At 53.2% G+C, this 16940-nt stretch carries 15 protein-coding genes and 1 tRNA gene; 15 read left to right on the forward strand and 1 reads right to left on the reverse strand.

The window, feature by feature from the left end; translation table 11 throughout:
- Positions 1-31: 31 nt before the first annotated feature.
- The 13 genes from D7Z26_RS07035 (at position 32) to D7Z26_RS07095 (ending at position 14604) form a co-directional block, all read left to right on the forward strand.
- Positions 32-931: a phosphate ABC transporter substrate-binding protein PstS family protein gene (locus D7Z26_RS07035; RefSeq protein ID WP_120975362.1), complete on the forward strand. Its 900-nt coding sequence runs from the start codon at positions 32-34 to the stop codon at positions 929-931.
- 78 nt (positions 932-1009) lie between these two features.
- Positions 1010-1912, forward strand: coding sequence for a phosphate ABC transporter permease subunit PstC (gene pstC / locus D7Z26_RS07040; protein WP_120975363.1), 903 nt, complete (start codon positions 1010-1012; stop codon positions 1910-1912).
- Positions 1909-2796: a phosphate ABC transporter permease PstA gene (pstA, locus tag D7Z26_RS07045; protein WP_120975364.1), complete on the forward strand. Its 888-nt coding sequence runs from the start codon at positions 1909-1911 to the stop codon at positions 2794-2796. Before pstC ends, pstA begins: the two co-directional genes overlap by 4 nt.
- 13 nt (positions 2797-2809) lie before the next feature.
- The gene (gene pstB, locus D7Z26_RS07050) at positions 2810-3568 is read left to right on the forward strand and encodes a phosphate ABC transporter ATP-binding protein PstB (RefSeq protein ID WP_120975365.1); all 759 of its coding nucleotides are present in this window, start codon (positions 2810-2812) and stop codon (positions 3566-3568) included.
- 39 nt (positions 3569-3607) lie between these two features.
- Positions 3608-4363: a phosphate ABC transporter ATP-binding protein PstB gene (gene pstB, locus D7Z26_RS07055; protein WP_120975366.1), complete on the forward strand. Its 756-nt coding sequence runs from the start codon at positions 3608-3610 to the stop codon at positions 4361-4363.
- Positions 4364-4388: 25 nt separating this feature from the next.
- On the forward strand, positions 4389-5048 hold the full coding sequence (phoU, locus tag D7Z26_RS07060) for a phosphate signaling complex protein PhoU (protein ID WP_120976476.1): 660 nt from the start codon (positions 4389-4391) through the stop codon (positions 5046-5048).
- Positions 5049-5226: 178 nt separating this feature from the next.
- Positions 5227-7548: a GGDEF domain-containing protein gene (locus D7Z26_RS07065; protein ID WP_120975367.1), complete on the forward strand. Its 2322-nt coding sequence runs from the start codon at positions 5227-5229 to the stop codon at positions 7546-7548.
- Positions 7549-7624: 76 nt separating this feature from the next.
- Positions 7625-8854 (forward strand): EAL domain-containing protein, encoded by a 1230-nt coding sequence (locus D7Z26_RS07070; RefSeq protein WP_158602229.1) that lies wholly within the window; start codon positions 7625-7627, stop codon positions 8852-8854.
- A gap of 143 nt (positions 8855-8997) precedes the next feature.
- Positions 8998-11658 (forward strand): DNA polymerase I, encoded by a 2661-nt coding sequence (gene polA, locus D7Z26_RS07075; protein WP_120976478.1) that lies wholly within the window; start codon positions 8998-9000, stop codon positions 11656-11658.
- A gap of 29 nt (positions 11659-11687) precedes the next feature.
- Entirely contained in the window at positions 11688-12602 is a 915-nt protein-coding gene (gene mutM / locus D7Z26_RS07080) for a DNA-formamidopyrimidine glycosylase (RefSeq protein WP_120975369.1), read from the forward strand.
- Between the two features lie 135 nt (positions 12603-12737).
- Entirely contained in the window at positions 12738-13430 is a 693-nt protein-coding gene (ytaF, locus tag D7Z26_RS07085) for a sporulation membrane protein YtaF (protein ID WP_120976480.1), read from the forward strand.
- Between the two features lie 11 nt (positions 13431-13441).
- Positions 13442-14038, forward strand: coding sequence for a dephospho-CoA kinase (coaE, locus tag D7Z26_RS07090; protein ID WP_120975370.1), 597 nt, complete (start codon positions 13442-13444; stop codon positions 14036-14038).
- Positions 14035-14604, forward strand: a complete 570-nt coding sequence (locus tag D7Z26_RS07095; protein ID WP_120975371.1) for a lytic transglycosylase domain-containing protein — start codon at positions 14035-14037, stop codon at positions 14602-14604. The genes coaE and D7Z26_RS07095 overlap by 4 nt, the downstream gene beginning before the upstream one ends.
- 71 nt (positions 14605-14675) lie before the next feature.
- On the opposite strand, the gene D7Z26_RS07100 is transcribed toward D7Z26_RS07095, so the two are convergent.
- On the reverse strand, positions 14676-14894 hold the full coding sequence (locus D7Z26_RS07100; RefSeq protein WP_120975372.1) for an alpha/beta-type small acid-soluble spore protein: 219 nt from the start codon (positions 14892-14894) through the stop codon (positions 14676-14678).
- 117 nt (positions 14895-15011) lie between these two features.
- On the opposite strand from D7Z26_RS07100, the gene nrdR reads away from it, so the two are divergent.
- Both nrdR and D7Z26_RS07110 read left to right on the forward strand, forming a co-directional pair.
- A complete protein-coding gene (gene nrdR, locus D7Z26_RS07105; protein WP_120975373.1) occupies positions 15012-15473 on the forward strand; it encodes a transcriptional regulator NrdR in 462 nt (153 codons plus the stop codon).
- 194 nt (positions 15474-15667) lie between these two features.
- A tRNA-Ala gene (locus D7Z26_RS07110) sits at positions 15668-15743 on the forward strand.
- Positions 15744-16940: the final 1197 nt, after the last annotated feature.

The following is a 16940-nucleotide window of genomic DNA, read 5'->3' on the forward strand; positions in this document are numbered from 1 at the left end:
AACACGAGATTCGGAAGGGGTTCTACGAGTAATGAGAAAAACGGTAATGTTGTTGATGGTTCTGACGTTGACGGTAGCCCTGGCCGCATGCGGCCAAAAAAATAATAGCAGTAACGGTGGTAACGCTAGTGAAGGCAGCAGCTTGTCAGGTTCGTTCCTAGCATCCGGTTCCTCGGCATTGCAACCTCTGGTCGATCAAGTATCGAAGAAATTCATGGACGCGAACTCCGGCGTATCCGTACAAGTACAAGCCGGCGGAAGCGGAACAGGATTGACTCAAGTATCGGAAGGCCAATCCCAGATCGGTAACTCCGACGTATTCGCCGAAGAGAAGCTGGATGCGGCTAAAGCTGCAGAGCTTGTCGATCACCAAGTCGCAGTCGTCGGCATGGCGGCAGTCGTTAATAAAGACATCACGATCGATAACCTGACGAAACAACAGTTGGTCGATATTTTCACCGGTAAAGTAACGAACTGGAAAGACGTAGGCGGCAACGATCAGAAGATCCAAATCATCAACCGTCCGTCGAGCTCCGGTACTCGCGCAACGTTCGAGAAATTCGCTCTGGGCCAGAAGTCGGAAGACCTGCAAGGCTCGATCCAAGAAGATTCCTCCGGTACGGTTAAGAAACTCGTAGGCGAAACTCCGGGAGCGATCGGTTACTTGGCGCTGTCTTACCTGGACGATTCCGTCAAAGCGGTTAAATACGAAGGCGTAGAAGCATCGGCTGATAATGTAGCGAACGGAACTTATCCGGTATGGGCTTACGAGCACATGTATACGAAAGGCGAGCCGGATGCCGCAATTAAAGCATTCCTTGATTACATGATGAGCGACGAAGTGCAAAACGGCGACGTTGTAGAGCTTGGTTATATCCCTGCTAACAAAATGCAAGTTAAACGCGATGTGGACGGCAACATCACGAAATAATCATTCAGTTCCATATCATACGCCAATCAAGAGGCAGATCGTATTGCCTCTTGATTGGCTGTGTAAAGGGAGAGATACATGGCTCAATCGCTAGAACGGCAAAAAGCGAAACCGCATATTGCGGAAGAGTGGGTAGGCAAAGTATATACCTTGCTCTGCATCGCTTTCCTTATAACCACAATCGTATCCATCGTATATTTTGTCGCTTCCAAAGGACTTAGCACTTTTTTCGTGAACCATGTGAGCTTGACCAACCTCGTTACGGGGCTCAAATGGTCTCCCGACGGCCAACCGCCTGTATTCGGCGCTTTGCCCTTTATTTTCGGTTCTTTTAGTACATCCATACTGGCCGCCGTTATTGCGGCTCCGCTTAGCTTCTGCGCGGCGGTATTCATGATCGAGATCGCTCCGAAGTTCGGACGTCGTTACCTGCAGCCGGTCATCGAGCTGTTGGCGGGCATCCCGTCCGTCGTGTACGGCTTCGTTGGCTTAAGCGTCATCGTTCCGTTCTTCCGCGACGTGTTCCCCGGACAAGGAGTCGGGATCGCGGCGGGTGCGCTCGTCTTATCGGTTATGATTCTTCCCACGATAACTACGATTGCAACCGATGCGTTGGCTGCGTTGCCTAAGGGCCTTAAGGAAGGCTCTTACGCGCTAGGCTCGACGCGTTGGCAAACCATATATCGCATCGTGTTGCCTACGACCCTCCCCGCACTAATGACGGGGATCGTGTTAGGTATCGCGCGGGCATTCGGCGAAGCGCTCGCCGTACAGATGGTCATCGGCAACGCGCCTCACATTCCGCATTCGTTATTCGAATCGGCATCTACGTTGACTAGCGCGATCACGCTCAGCATGGGCAATACCGCGATGGGTTCGGTCGCGAACAACGCGTTATGGTCCTTGGCCTTGATCTTGATGTTCATGACGTTCGTCTTCGTATTTATCGTGCGTTGGCTGGAAGGGAGGAAAAAGCTATGAGCGCCAAAACGGCGGACAAAATCGCAACCGCGGTAATCGTCGGGGTTGCCGCTTTTATCGTTCTAGTGTTAGCCGGATTGCTTGGCTTCATTCTTTATCGCGGAGTCGGCCATATCAGCTTTCATTTCCTTACTTCCGCTCCCGAGACGATTCGCAAAGGCGGCGGAATCGGTCCGCAGCTATTCAACTCGGTATTCCTGCTCGTTCTGACGATGATCATTACGATTCCGATCGGCTTGGGCGCCGGAATCTACATGAGCGAATACGCGCCGGCTAACAAAATCACGAGCGGAATTCGGTTGATCGTCGAGGTACTGTCCTCGGTGCCGTCGATCGTCGTCGGTTTGTTCGGATTGCTGGTGATCGTTAACTTGTTCGGCTTCGGATTCTCGCTCTTCTCGGGCGCTCTGGCACTTACGGTATTTAACTTGCCGTTAATGGTCCGGATTACGGAGCAAGGCCTTAAAGGCGTTCCTCGCGAACAGAAGGAAGCAAGCTTGGCGCTCGGATTGTCGAAATGGAAAACGATCACTTCCGTAATGCTGCCGATTGCCATGCCGGTCATCCTGACGGGAACGATTCTCGCCGCAGGGCGCGTATTCGGAGAGGCGGCCGCCTTGCTCTTCACGGCGGGCATGAGCTCGCCGAGACTCGACTTCACGAATTGGAATCCGCTAAGCCCGTTCTCGCCATTGAATCCGTTCCGGCCCGCGGAGACGCTCGCGGTTCACATCTGGAAAATCAATTCGGAAGGCTTGGCGCCGGATGCGGCACAAATCGCGGCCGGAGCTTCCGCTGTTCTCGTAATCACCGTTCTAGTGTTCAATTTCGCGGCAAGATGGCTCGGCCGTTACATGTATCGCAAATTCACGGCCATTAAATAAAGGAGGTAATCGCGTGCAGTCTATCGGATTGTCTGCCAAAGACTTGACCGTATCGTATGGCGATCATGCCGCGGTTAAGCGCGTGTCGCTCGATTTCTCCGCCAAGCAGGTCACCGCGCTCATCGGACCGTCCGGTTGCGGAAAGTCGACGTTCCTTCGCAGCTTGAACCGAATGAACGACCTTATACCTAACTGTACGGTAACCGGAGAAATCTGGATCAGGGATCAGAACATCAATAGTCCGTCGACCGACGTCGTTTCGCTTCGTCAGAAGATCGGCATGGTGTGGCAACGCCCGAATCCTTTCCATAAATCGATTTACGAGAACATCGCTTTCGGTCCGCGTTATCACGGAACGAAAAACAAAAAGAAGCTGGACGAAATCGTCGAGCAATCGCTGAGAAAAGCCGCGCTCTGGGAAGAAACGAAGGACCGGCTGCATAACTCCGCGCTCGCGCTCTCCGGCGGTCAACAGCAACGTCTGTGCATCGCCCGATCGATCGCCGTCAAACCGGATATTATCCTCATGGATGAACCGGCTTCCGCGCTGGATCCCGTCTCCACTTCCAAGATCGAGGAATTGATCTCCGAGCTGAAGCAGGATTACTGCATCGTTATCGTGACGCATAACATGCATCAAGCGGCGCGCGTTTCGGAGAAAACGGCTTTTTTCCTCAATGGCGAAGTCGTGGAATACGACGATACCCCTAAGATTTTTACGAATCCCCAAAGACCTGAGACGAACGACTACATCACGGGGCGGTTCGGATAAATAGCATTATTTTCATCAGAACGAAAAGGAGAATTAGCCATGAACTCCCTGATCGAAATCAATGATTTGGACTTATTCTACGGAGATTTCCACGCCCTGAAGCATGTGAACTTGGAAATTCCGGAGAAAGCCATTACCGCGTTCATCGGACCGTCGGGCTGCGGTAAATCCACTTTGCTCCGCACGTTCAACCGAATGAACGACATGATCGCGGGCACAAGAATCGAAGGCAAGGTCGAAATCGCGGGCACCGATATTTATTCGAAGGAAGTCGACGTCGAAACGCTGCGCAAGCGCGTGGGCATGGTGTTCCAACAACCGAATCCGTTCCCGAAATCGATCTATGATAACGTTGCTTACGGCCCGAGGCTCCATGGCATTTCCGATCGCAAGAAACTGGACGAAATCGTCGAAACAAGCTTGCGTTCCGCCGCTCTCTGGAACGAAGTGAAGGACCATCTGAAGCGTTCCGCCTACAGCATATCCGGCGGTCAGCAGCAACGTCTGTGCATCGCCCGCGCATTGGCGGTCGAACCGGACATTCTGCTCATGGACGAAGCGACTTCGGCGCTCGATCCGATTTCCACGCTTAAAATCGAGGAGCTCGCGCAAGAACTGAAAGACCGCTATACCATCGTTATGGTCACGCACAACATGCATCAAGCGGCTCGCGTATCTCAACAGACCGTCTTCTTCCTAAACGGGGAAGTCGTGGAATATTCGGAGACGGAACAGCTGTTCTCCAATCCGACAGACCAGCGCACGGAAGATTACATTAGCGGACGGTTCGGTTGATTCCGAAGGAGGATGGATAGGGATGATGGTAAAACGCCTGGAGTTCGATCATGGGTTGGAAGAAATGACGAAAGTGCTCGTGGAAATGGGCAATCGAGTTGAACAAGCACTCATCGAGTCTATGGAAGCATTAAAGAACGGCGATGTGGCAACGGGCAAACGGATCGTGAAATCCGATACCGAGCTGAACCAGATGGAAGAGAAAATCAGCGAAATCGGAGCGAAGCTGATCGCGACGCAACAACCGGTCGCCAAAGACTTGCGTCGTATTCTGATCGCTTTCAAAATCTCGTCCGATCTCGAACGCATGGGCGATTTGTCCGTCGATATCGCTAAGGTCGTCATCCGCTTGGACGGAGAAACGCTCATTAAACCGCTCATCGACCTGCCGAGAATGGCCGAGCTCGTTACGGTTATGATTAGTGAATCTCTTCAATCCTACGTGGATGAGAACGTCGATCTCGCGTACAAGAGCGCGAAGGACGACGATCAAGTCGATGCGTTATATTCCCAGATCATCCGGGAATTGTTCTCCCTTATGGTCGAGAATCCGAAGACGGTCGGCCAAGCGATGTTGCTAAGCTTCGTAGGCCGCTATATCGAACGGATCGCGGATCACGCGACGAACATCGCGGAGAGCGTCGTGTATCTGATGACCGGCAAACGTCCGGATTTGAATCAATAAATCAATACAAGTGAACAATCGCGAGCCGCGTCTTCCCCGGAAGAACGCGGTTTTTGCCTATTTTACACCCGGATAACCAAAGAAGGCGTAAACGATAACGTTATCGTGTTAAGTTAGCGTTAACGAGCACTATAATACCGGGCAATGGTCCGGAATCGTCGGTCGGAGGCATACGAGAATGAACGAAGCCTACGGATGGTTAGACCCCAATCTTGCGACTCGATTGAAGAGCTTGGCAATCGATCCGCAGCGTTGCGGGTTATTCATTGTACGATGGGAAGGCGGGCAAGCCTTCGCGGAACTGAACGAGACGGGTTCCGTCAAAGCTTCTCTTCGAATTGCCCGGCTTATGCGTTTGGTAGCCTATCGATTCGCCAAGGTGTCGGATTCCGTAATCGGGTGGACGTTATACGAGGCGAACCTGATTATCATGGTTTCGCTGGAGGCGGTGGAGGCGCAACCCGGAGACGAAGGCGAAGCAGGCGAGGTCGCCGCCGGCAGAATGGCGTTCCTGCTTCGGGATTTGGCTGGACGAGCTTTTATGGATTACCCGTTGTCCCGGACCCTGGAGGCGGGAAGCAGCTTTCGTTGCGGATTCGGAAGGCTGACTGCGTCGGAGCAACGAAAATCCGAGAACAAATCGGAGAGCTCTCGTTCGTCCGCACGGACATGGGAAGAGGCTTTGCTGTTCGCTTACGAAGAGGCATGGAAAAGAATGTTCTTCGCGAATAGCCCGATGCTGCGCTTTCCGTTAACGGAACATGGCGCGGTTCCCGTCCAAACGGAGATCAAGGTACGCTACAAGCCGATCATTTCCTTGCTTGACGGATCTCTTTACGGCTACGAAGCGATACCCGTAGAGCCTGATCGCGGCGGCGCATCGATCGATCTGAAAACTTTCTACGCTAACGCCGAACAGACGGGCAACCTGTTCGAATGCGATCGGCGGTTCCGCGAAGCCGCCATTCGCGGTTTTCCGTCGCGCCATGGGGACGTGAAGCTATTCTTGCCCGTTCCTGCCAAGATCATTTTCGATCCGAGGTTATATCCGGGGAGTACGCTTCGCAGAATCGAAGCGGCGAATTTGCGTCCCGAGCATGTCGTTCTTGTCCTGATCGGAGGGGAGGACGAGCCGAGCGCGACGATCAAAGCGGCGTTAGGACATTATCGTAACCAAGGCTTTCGAATCGCGTTGTCGGATCGGATACCGGATTTGGCTTCTTTGCGGCGAATGAAAGAAATGCATCCCGATTACGCGCGAATGGACGTAAGATGGATCGGCGACGCAGGAATCGATTCGGTCGAAGAAAGCTTGCTGAAAGCGCTCATGAGTTTGAGCCGCAAGGAGCAGATCGTATTGATCGCCGACGGCCTCGATCGGGAAGGGCAGCTTCCCGCGCTCGTCGCCAGCGGCATGAATTACGCGCAGGGCGATTGGATCGGCGGCGGGCACGAGGAAGCAGCAGGATCTTCGCAACGCGTGCAGAGTACGATTCGCTCCCAAGTAAACATGCGGTATAAGGGAGCTTCGGGGACGGTATCGGAGTTGGCGATGCCCGTTAAGCTATTCGGTCGCGACACTCCGGTATCGGAAATTTCCCGTCACTTCGAGCTGCATAAGGAGGCGCAAGGTCTCGTCATCTCGGACGATGGCAAGCCCATCGGACTTCTGATGAAGGAAAAGCTGCATCAACTGTTGTCCGGCCAATTCGGATTGCCGCTTTATTGGAATCGCGCGGTCGGCAAGATCATGGATTCCTATCCTATGATCGTCGACGAGTCGATCCCCGTCGATCAAGCTTCGCAGATGGCGATGGGGCGAGAGCCGGACAAGCTGTACGACGCGGTTATTATTACCCGCGGCGGAGCGGTGTTGGGCATCGCCTCCATCCAATCGATGCTGGAATGGGTAACGCAGACGCGTATGGCCGACGCCCAATGGGCGAACCCTCTGTCGGGGTTGCCCGGTAATGAACCGATTCGCCGCGAGTTGATTCGCAGGTTATCGGAGGGGAAAGAATTCGCGGTGTTATACGCGGATTTGGATCACTTCAAATGGTATAACGACCAGTACGGATTCCATAAAGGAGACGACGTGATTCGATTTACCGGCGAAACTCTCCTTGAAACCGTGAAGCTAAGAGCATCGGCCGATTGCTTCGTAGGCCACATAGGGGGCGATGATTTTATCGTCATTGCATCCGGGACGGACGTCGAGGCCATGTCACAGGATATCATCGGGCGATTCAAACGCGGCATAGGGGCATACACCGGCAATCATGAGGGGCCGGTTCTTGATCGCAAGGGGATGCCCGTGAACGAAGCATCGGGACTGTCGATGTCGTTATCGTTGCTTCTCTGCCAGTCGACCGAGGGCTGGACGCCCGAGAGCCTGTCGGAAAAGGCAGCTTCGCTGAAGAAAAAAGCAAAGCTGATTCCTGGCGATTCGCTCGTACAGGAACGGATAACCGATCATTCCCGCGATTTAACGGCCTATTAACAAAGATTGGGTCTCGACTTTACATTTCATTGGTAAATTAGGATTTACGGAACATATGCGGAAGATGGTGCTGAATATGAATTCATCTTGGTTTGGGCTGGATCAGGCGATCGTACGCGCCGAGCGCCATCCTTCGATAGGTCTGATCGGTATCGATCTGAACGAAGGCACGAGCGGATCGGTTACCCGGCAATGGGAAGAGGAATTCAATTGGCGGCAATGGCTTCAATCGTCGATCGGTCGAGAAGACATCTGGTTCGGCGACGAGATGGCGGGTCATCTATGGCTGTATGCGGAAGTGCCCTTAGGGCTTTGCTTAGAAGATAGCGAGGCTTATTTGCGAGGTTTGGCAAAGCGGGTTCGGGACGCCATGATCGCGGAGTCCGGCGGCGCGTTCTACGAGCCGGCGCAAGGGACCTGGTATAGAGAACACGGGATCGGTTGCTCTATGCTTCACGGATTGACCGAAGCGACGCCCAGGGATGTCATCTATGAAGGCGTGCTGAAAGTGGCCTCGCAAATTCGCGAATCGCAGCACAATCGCAAAGATTGGGAACTCCGCTTCGAGCTCGAGCACCTGCTTGCGGAGAGCAGCATTAAGAGCGTGTACCAACCGATCATGAAGCTGGGCGACGGCCGGGTATTCGGATACGAGGCGTTGACAAGATGTCCGGAGGGAAGTCTGTTCGACGGTCCCTTATCATTGTTTCAGTTCGCGGAAAAGCACAACATGGCTTTTGCGCTGGACAGACTGGCGAGGGAGAAGGCGATCCGGCACTGCCCGACGCTGGGAACGGTTCAGAAAATATTCATCAACGTCACCATGAGCATCATCAACGATCCTCATTTCGTATCCGGACAGACGGTGAGGTGGCTGGACGAACGCGGACTCCACCCGGGGCAGGTCGTGTTCGAGCTTACGGAGCGCAGCTCGATCGACGACTTCGAGGCGGCCAAAAAAATATTGGCGCACTATCGCAGACAAGGCTACGAGATCGCGATCGACGATGCTGGAGCAGGCTATTCTTCTTTGCAGTCGATCGTCGAGTTAAGTCCGGACTACATAAAAATCGATCGTTCCCTCATCAGCATGGCGGATAAGGACGAGATGAAGAAGCATATGCTGCGCACTTTCGTAAGGTTCGCCAAGAAAATGAACATCCGCACGGTGGCGGAAGGCATCGAACGCCCGGAGGAACTGCGGCTGCTTCGGGCGATAGGCTTCGATTACGGTCAGGGTTACCTGATCGGACGGCCAAGCGAATATCCGACAGCTGCAATCGTAGGAGCCGTCCCCAAGGCGTAAATGCCGGGGGCGGTTTTTTTCATGTTCAAGGTCATAGGAGCAAGACTGGAAACGAGCTTCGGGGTGCGACGCTAGTGGCAGTATGTTATGATATTCGTAATGAAAAATGTCGGTGAGGTGGGCGTTCCGCTATGAGCAACGAAATGGACAAGCTGGTGTTAATAGACGGCAATAGTATCATAAACAGAGCTTTCTACGCGCTGCCTCCGCTGACGAACAGCAGCGGATTGCATACGAACGCGGTGCTCGGATTTACGACGATGCTCCTTAAGGTGCTGGAAGAAGAGAAGCCGAGTCATGTGCTCGTCGCGTTCGACGCGGGCAAGATTACGTTCCGGCACGAAGGGTACGCGGAATACAAAGGCGGCAGGCAGAAAACGCCGCCCGAGCTGTCCGAGCAATTCCCTTTGCTCAAGGAACTGTTGCAGGCATTTTCTATCCCGCAATTCGAATTGGCCGGCTACGAAGCGGATGATATTATCGGCACGCTGGCGAAGCTCGCGGAAGATCAAGGGAAATCCGCGATCGTCGTATCCGGGGACAAGGATATGTTGCAATTGGCGAGCGACAGGGTAAGCGTGTTGATCACGCGCAAGGGCGTAAGCGAAGTCGAGCGGTACACGCCGCAAGCGATCGGAGAGAAATACGGACTCGTGCCTGCCCAGATCATCGACCTCAAAGGACTGATGGGCGACGCGAGCGATAATATTCCGGGCGTTCCCGGCGTCGGCGAGAAAACGGCGCTTAAGCTGCTACAGGAGTTCGGAACGGTCGAGAACGTCTTGGAGCACGTGGAGGACATCAAAGGCAAACTGCGCGAAAATATCGAGGCGAATATGGAAAGCGCCCGCATGAGCAAGCAGCTTGCGACGATCTATCGCGAGGTTCCGTTGGAGCGCACCTTGGAAGATGTCGCTTGGAGCGGTTACGATAACGCGGCTCTTGCAGCGGCATTCCGCAAGCTAGAGTTCCGGAACCTCTCCGATCGCCTCAACTTGGGCGCGGCGGACGAAGCCGCCGAGGCGGCTAGCGCGGAAACAGCTTCCCATTACGAAGTGATCAACGTCTTGACCGAAGGTTGGGCCGGCTTGAACGATGCGCTTACGGCCGCGGAGGCCGTGCTTGTGGAATCCTACGGCGACAATCCGCACCTGGCTGAAGGAATCGGAATCGCCGTAGTGTCGGAGGCGAAATGTTACGTCGTTCCGTATCGTCTGTTAGCGTCGACGGAGGCACGTCCCTTGGTCTCCTGGCTCGAGAACGCCGACGCTCCGAAGAGCAGCTACGACCTTCACCGGGTCGAGCTCGTGCTCGCGCGTTCCGGAATCTCTTTGAAGGGACAAGCGTTCGACGTACAACTCGCGGCCTATTTGCTCGATCCGACCGAAGCCGATCCTTCGCTTCACGGGCTGCTGCAACGTTACGGCTTGGGACAGATCCTCTCGGACGAAGCCGTCTACGGCAAAGGCGCGAAGTTCCGCGTTCCCGAAGACGATGCTATTGCGAAGCATCTGGCCGCCAAAGCAGATGCCGTTCGCCGGATGATGCCGTTACTGGCTGAGCAGTTGGAGCAATTGGGCATGCATCGCCTGTATTACGAACTGGAGCAGCCGTTATCCGGCGTGCTCGCGGGCATGGAGAAGCAAGGGATCTCGGTTAACGCGGAAACGTTGAAGGAGCTTGGAACGGAGTTCCAGCGCCGGATCGAGGAGACGACGTCGGCCGTCTACGAGTCGGCGGGCTTCGAATTCAATATCGGTTCGCCCAAGCAATTGGGGGAAGTGTTGTTCGATCGGCTCGGACTTCCAGTCATCAAGAAAACGAAGACAGGGTATTCTACTGACGCCGAAGTGCTCGAAAAGCTGGAGCCGTATCACGAAATCGTTCGGCGTATCCTGCATTACCGTCAGCTCACCAAGCTGCAATCGACGTATATCGAAGGCTTGCTGAAGGAAATTCGATTGGACGGCGGCAAAATCCATACGTTCTATCGGCAGACGATCGCAGCCACCGGAAGGTTATCCAGTCAATTCCCGAACCTGCAGAACATTCCGATCCGCATGGAGGAAGGCCGTCAGATTCGCAAGGCATTCGTGCCTTCCGAGCCGGGCTGGACGATTCTCGCGGCGGATTATTCGCAGATCGAGCTTCGCGTGCTCGCCCACATTTCCGGGGACGAAGGACTCAAGGAAGCCTTCTTGAACGAGATGGACATCCACACGAAAACCGCGATGGACGTCTTCGGCGTGCAGCCGGACCAAGTGGACGCGAACATGCGGCGACAAGCGAAGGCCGTTAACTTCGGTATCGTATACGGAATAAGCGATTATGGGCTTTCGCAGAACTTGAATATTACGCGTCGGGAAGCCGCCGAGTTCATCGAGCAATATTTCCAAGCGTTTCCTGGCGTCAAAAGATATATGGTCAGCATCGTGGAGCAGGCGAGAAACGACGGTTATGTCACGACGTTGCTGGAACGTCGCCGTTACTTGCCTGAAATTCGCCATTCAAATTTCAACCTTCGTTCGTTCGCCGAACGGACGGCGATGAATACGCCGATTCAAGGAACCGCGGCGGATATCATTAAATTGGCCATGATGCGAATGAACGAAGCGATATTGGAGCGCGGGCTGAAAAGCCGCATGCTCCTGCAGGTACACGATGAATTGGTGTTCGAGGTGCCGGAAGACGAGTTGGATCTTATGAAACGTTTGGTGCCGGATGTCATGAGCACCGCTCTGCAATTGGACGTACCGTTGCGGGCAGACGTAAGCATGGGCAGCAATTGGTACGAAGCGAAATAACAGCTCAGAAGAAGGAGGCGAGTACCGCCATGCCTGAATTACCGGAGGTAGAAACGGTTCGAAGAACGTTAAATACGTTAATCGTCGGCAAGCAGATCGATCGCGTTACGGTCAGCTTGCCGCGCATCCTTCAGAAACCCGTCGATCCGGAGCAGTTCGCCGCCGCGTTGGAAGGAAGAACCTTCCAGTCGGTCGAACGACGTGGGAAGTTCCTCAGGCTCATCCTGGACGGCCTAGTTCTTGTCTCGCATCTGCGAATGGAAGGGCGATACGGCTTATACGAACAAGACGAACCGACGGAGACTCACACGCATGTCGTATTCCATTTTTCGGATGGGACGGAACTGCGTTATAAAGACGTTCGACAATTCGGAACGATGCATTTGTTCTTGCCGGGAGAAGAATTAAAGGCGGCTCCGTTGAATAAACTGGGGTTGGAGCCTTTGGACGAAGGGTTTACGCTGGATTCGTTCCGGCGCGCGCTGGGCAAGCGGTCGACGAAAATAAAGCCGTTGTTGTTGAACCAGGAAGTTGTCGTCGGATTGGGCAACATCTACGTGGACGAAGCTCTGCACGCCGCAGGCATTCATCCGGAGAGAGCCGCCAACGAACTGAGCGGGAAGGAGCAGGGGCGGCTTTATGCCGCGATCATCGCGACTTTGTCGGCTGCCGTCGAAGCCGGAGGCTCTTCCATCAAATCTTATGTAAACGGTCAAGGAGAGATGGGGCTGTTCCAGCATAGCTTGCAAGCCTATGGTAGAACGGGCGAGCCTTGCGTTGGTTGCGGGACGCCCATTGAGAAGTCGGTCGTCGGCGGACGCGGGACGCATGTATGTCCCAAGTGCCAGCGAGCTCCTCGCGGAGCGTCCGCGGAAGGAAGCAAGAGGACGAACAAAACGCGCGCCAATGCGGTTAAAAGCAGGTTGGACGGCTTGGGACAATAAGCAAAAAGTAGGCATTCGCACAGGAATATTCGAGCGATCGGGGCATTCGATCCTTCTGGTGCATAGGATGAACAGAACCTAACTTCCGAGTGGGGAAGTTCGGGCAAGCATCCAATGCAGGGGGAACTCGATATGATGGCACCTGTCGCATCGCTTGTTTTATTGTCGGTCGCGGTTAGTCTTGACGGTTTCGGGGTAGGTATAACGTATGGAATCAGAAAAATAAAAATACCGATATCCTCGATCGCGATCATTTCGGCTTGTTCGGGGCTTATCATCCTGCTATCGATGATGGTCGGCGTTGCGATATCGCAATGGATGCCGCCCAAAGGGGCATCAGCCGTAGGCGCGATCATTCTCATGGGCATCGGCGCGGCGGCCTTGTTACAGTTTATCCGCAACGGACGACGGGAAAGTTCGGAAGGACGGCCCTCCCGGGAAGAATATGCAGCCGCTAGCGAGCACGCAAGTTCGCGCCCGGAGGAACCGGTACTTAAGATGGAACTTAAAGTGTTCGGTTTTATTATTCAAATTCTGAGAACGCCGTCCGCGGCGGATAGGGACCGTTCGGGCACGATTAGCGCGGGGGAAGCGTTTTTCCTCGGCTTAGCGTTGTCTTTGGATGCTTTCGGTGCTGGGATCGGCGCAGCGTTGCTAGGTTTTCCTCCTCCGCTTACGGCTCTTTTGATCGCGTTGGCAAGCGGTTTGTTCCTGCTCTCGGGCACGAGAGTCGGATTCTGGGCTTCGGATTGGCGTTGGGTCAAAACTCTTTCGGTCATGCCCGGTATTATATTAATCCTCATGGGCATATTCAAATTGTTTCTATAAGGAAGATAGCGATGAACATCGGTTTAACGGGCGGTATCGCCACTGGCAAAAGCACGATCGCCAAGCTGCTCGAGCAGCGAGGCTCAATCTTGATCGATCTGGACAAAGTCGCCCGGGAAGTCGTCGAACCCGGGCAACCGTCCCTGGCGGCGATCGCCGGGCGATTCGGGCCGCAGGTGTTGAACGAGGACGGAACGCTTGACCGCAAACGGCTCGGGTCGATCATTTTCGCGGATCCGGCCGAGCGCAAAGCGCTGGAGTCGATTACCCATCCGGCGATCCGGGCGGTCATGAAGGAAAGAATGGCTTATCATGAGAGCCATACACCGGACAAACTCGTCGTCGTCGACGTACCTTTATTATACGAATCCGGCTTGGAGTCTTATTTTGAACAAATCATGGTCGTTTACGTCCCACGCGGTGCTCAATTAGAACGTCTCGCGTCGCGGGACAAGCTGACCTACGAAGAAGCGCGCAAGCGACTGGATGCGCAGATGGATATCGAGGATAAGAAGCTTCGAGCGGATATTCTGATCGATAACAGCGGGACTCCTGAACGGACGGAAGAGCAAATCGAACGCTTCTGGCGGGAAAAGGGGCTGGGATGAGGAAGCGGATAAAGCGCAAAAGGATTATCCTCCCCCTCGTCTTGATCGTTCTGGGCGCGCTATTCGTGCAATCGGAATGGCTGGGGCGGTGGATTTATCCGATATCTTATACGGAAGAGATCAAACAGAACGCGGAACAGTACGGGCTCGATCCCTTGCTGATCGCGGCCATCATTCGAGTCGAATCGAATTATAAGGTAAGCGCGGTATCTCCTAAAGGTGCCGTAGGTGTTATGCAAATCATGCCGGATACGGCGGAGTGGATTTTGAAGCAAGGCGATTTCGGAAAAATGACGGCGAAGGATGCCGGAAGTCAAGCGCATGCGGGTATACGATTGGGGTCTTGGTACGTGAAGGAGCTTAATCGACAGTTCAACGGCAACTTAGTTGTATCGTTGGCCGCTTATAACGCAGGCCCGGGAAAAGTTCGCCAATGGCTGGATAAAGGGGTCTGGAGCGGCGAAGAGCAAACGGTACGAGATATTCCTTACGGGGAGACTAGACATTACGTGCAACGTGTGATGTATTATTATAAGAAGTACACGAAAATATACGAAACTTTGTAACATGGAAAGAGAAGCCTTGAGGCGTAGTCGTCTCAAAGCTTCCCGGTATTGAGTGCCCTCTGGTCTAACCGTTATTTACCGGCAAGTTGTTGTTCTGCCAGTTGTACCAAGCGGCGGGTAATGTTACCCCCGATCGATCCGTTATCTTTCGTGGTCATGTTCCCTTGGTATCCATCTTGCGGGATGGCGATGCCCAGCTCTTGCGCAGCTTCGTATTTCAGTTGGTCAAGAGCGGCAGTTGCTTGAGGGACAAGCAATGTATTGCTTCTGTTGCTTTGTTGTCCGGCCATTGTTATTCACCTCCTTGCGGTTGGTAACAGTATTATGTGGTTTTATTGTTCCGATCATGTAAGGGAAGGCTTGGAAAAAGAAAAAATTGTTACGACGAAGGAGACTGAATAACCGCCATGAAATGTCCTTATTGCGATTATAGCGGGACTAAGGTGCTCGATTCGCGCCCGGCCAACGACAACAAATCGATACGCCGCCGCCGCGAGTGCGAGAAATGCAGCCGCCGGTTCACGACTTTCGAGACGGTGGAGGAAACTCCGCTCATCGTAGTCAAGAAAGACGGAAGCCGCGAGGAATTCAGCAGGGATAAGGTGCTGCGCGGACTGCTCCGAGCATGCGAGAAACGTCCGGTATCCGTCGGGCAGCTGGAAGTCATCGTATCCGACGTGGAACGGGATATCCGCAACACGGCGCAAGCGGAGATCGACAGCGGAATCATCGGCGAACAATTGATGCAACATCTGTACAACGTCGATGAAGTCGCGTATGTGCGGTTCGCGTCGGTGTATCGCCAGTTCAAGGACATCAACATGTTCTTGAAGGAATTGAACTCGCTCATGAGCAAACATGGGATCTGATCCGGGCTGAAGAGACGCAGGACCAATCGGGAGGCGTCTTCTTCGGCGCGGATTAATTAAGGTGACGGCAGCATCATATTTAGTACCCGGTAACGTTATGTCCCTAGCTCGTAAATTTCTCGGGAAACCCCCTCGAAATCCCGTTGACATCTGGTATTGTCCTGTGATAAACTCATTTTTGTCGTCACAATCTTGGGCCCTTAGCTCAGCTGGGAGAGCGCTTCGCTGGCAGCGAAGAGGTCAGCGGTTCGATCCCGCTAGGGTCCACCAAAACGATTCAACGGGCAGCCTTGACGGGGCTGTTTTTTTGCAAAAATGATGATAATGCGTTAAGTTTGTACGATTTATCGTACAAGTGCCCCTTGGTTTTGATGAAGTTGGAGCCAGTTTGTACGATTTATCGTACAAAAGCCAGCATGATGGCGAATAAATCATAGAATTTGTACGAAAAATCGTTTGAGTTGGCTTAATTAGACTGGTAATGATTAAGTTTTATGCGATATTTCACTCATATTGGCGAAGCACGCCCCGATGATCCTGCACCGCGCAGGGTTAATTGGGGCTTTTTTTAATTTTAATCTAGGAGGCGAAGAAAATAAGCTTCGAGATTGAACATGAAAAGTGGATTAAATGGCATTTGAGCAGGCGTCATGGAGAGCGAAAAGACTCACTATTGCGGGGACACGGGTTTGGGAATAAAATGTTTGTCGAAAAGATTTGGTGGTCACTCATGGGACAATTTGTTGGGCTTCATCCGGAGTATGAGGTAATGGATTGGCGGGGGCGATCGTATTTTGTAGACTTTATGTGGACCGTGGGAGGAAACCGCTTTGCGTTTGAAATCATGGATTACGGATCACACGGCTAAGACCGCACCAAGTATCGATTGGATTTGAACCGCACGTTGTTTCTGCAGTCCCAACAATTCCAAGTCATTTCGATCTCATACGACGAGATGAAAGAAAACCCGTCTTTTATTGAAGCTATTGTCCGGAATTTGTTGGCTCCATATCTGGCTTTAGACACAAAGAAATACATACTGGTTTCGCGGCCGTTTTGCAAAATTGAACGACAGCTTATGCGTTTCGCAATCCGTCACAATCGAATCATTCGTCCCCCTGAAGCGGCAAGGGAGCTGGAACTTCACAAACAAACTGTCATTAAATATTGCCGCATGCTTGTTCAGAAAGCTAGGCTTCGTCCAGTACCCACCGGAACAACAGGGAAAATCTATCATTACGAATGTTTGGGATCGATCCAAAGCCCCGATTTGCTATGAGTATTTCGGCATTAACATTATGACGTGACTACACAGAGAGTGGTTATGGCAGTGTGAATGACCATCCATAGGAGATCGAACCAAGCTGGGGCGTTCCGCGCGCAGGGAGCCGGAGGCGGACGAGCACGGCATTGAAATTTACCGCTAAGAACGTCATCGTGGACTTTACTTCGTTAGCAAGTTAATCG

This window comes from Cohnella endophytica (assembly GCF_003628305.1).
Classification (GTDB): Bacteria; Bacillota; Bacilli; order Paenibacillales; family Paenibacillaceae; genus Cohnella; species Cohnella endophytica.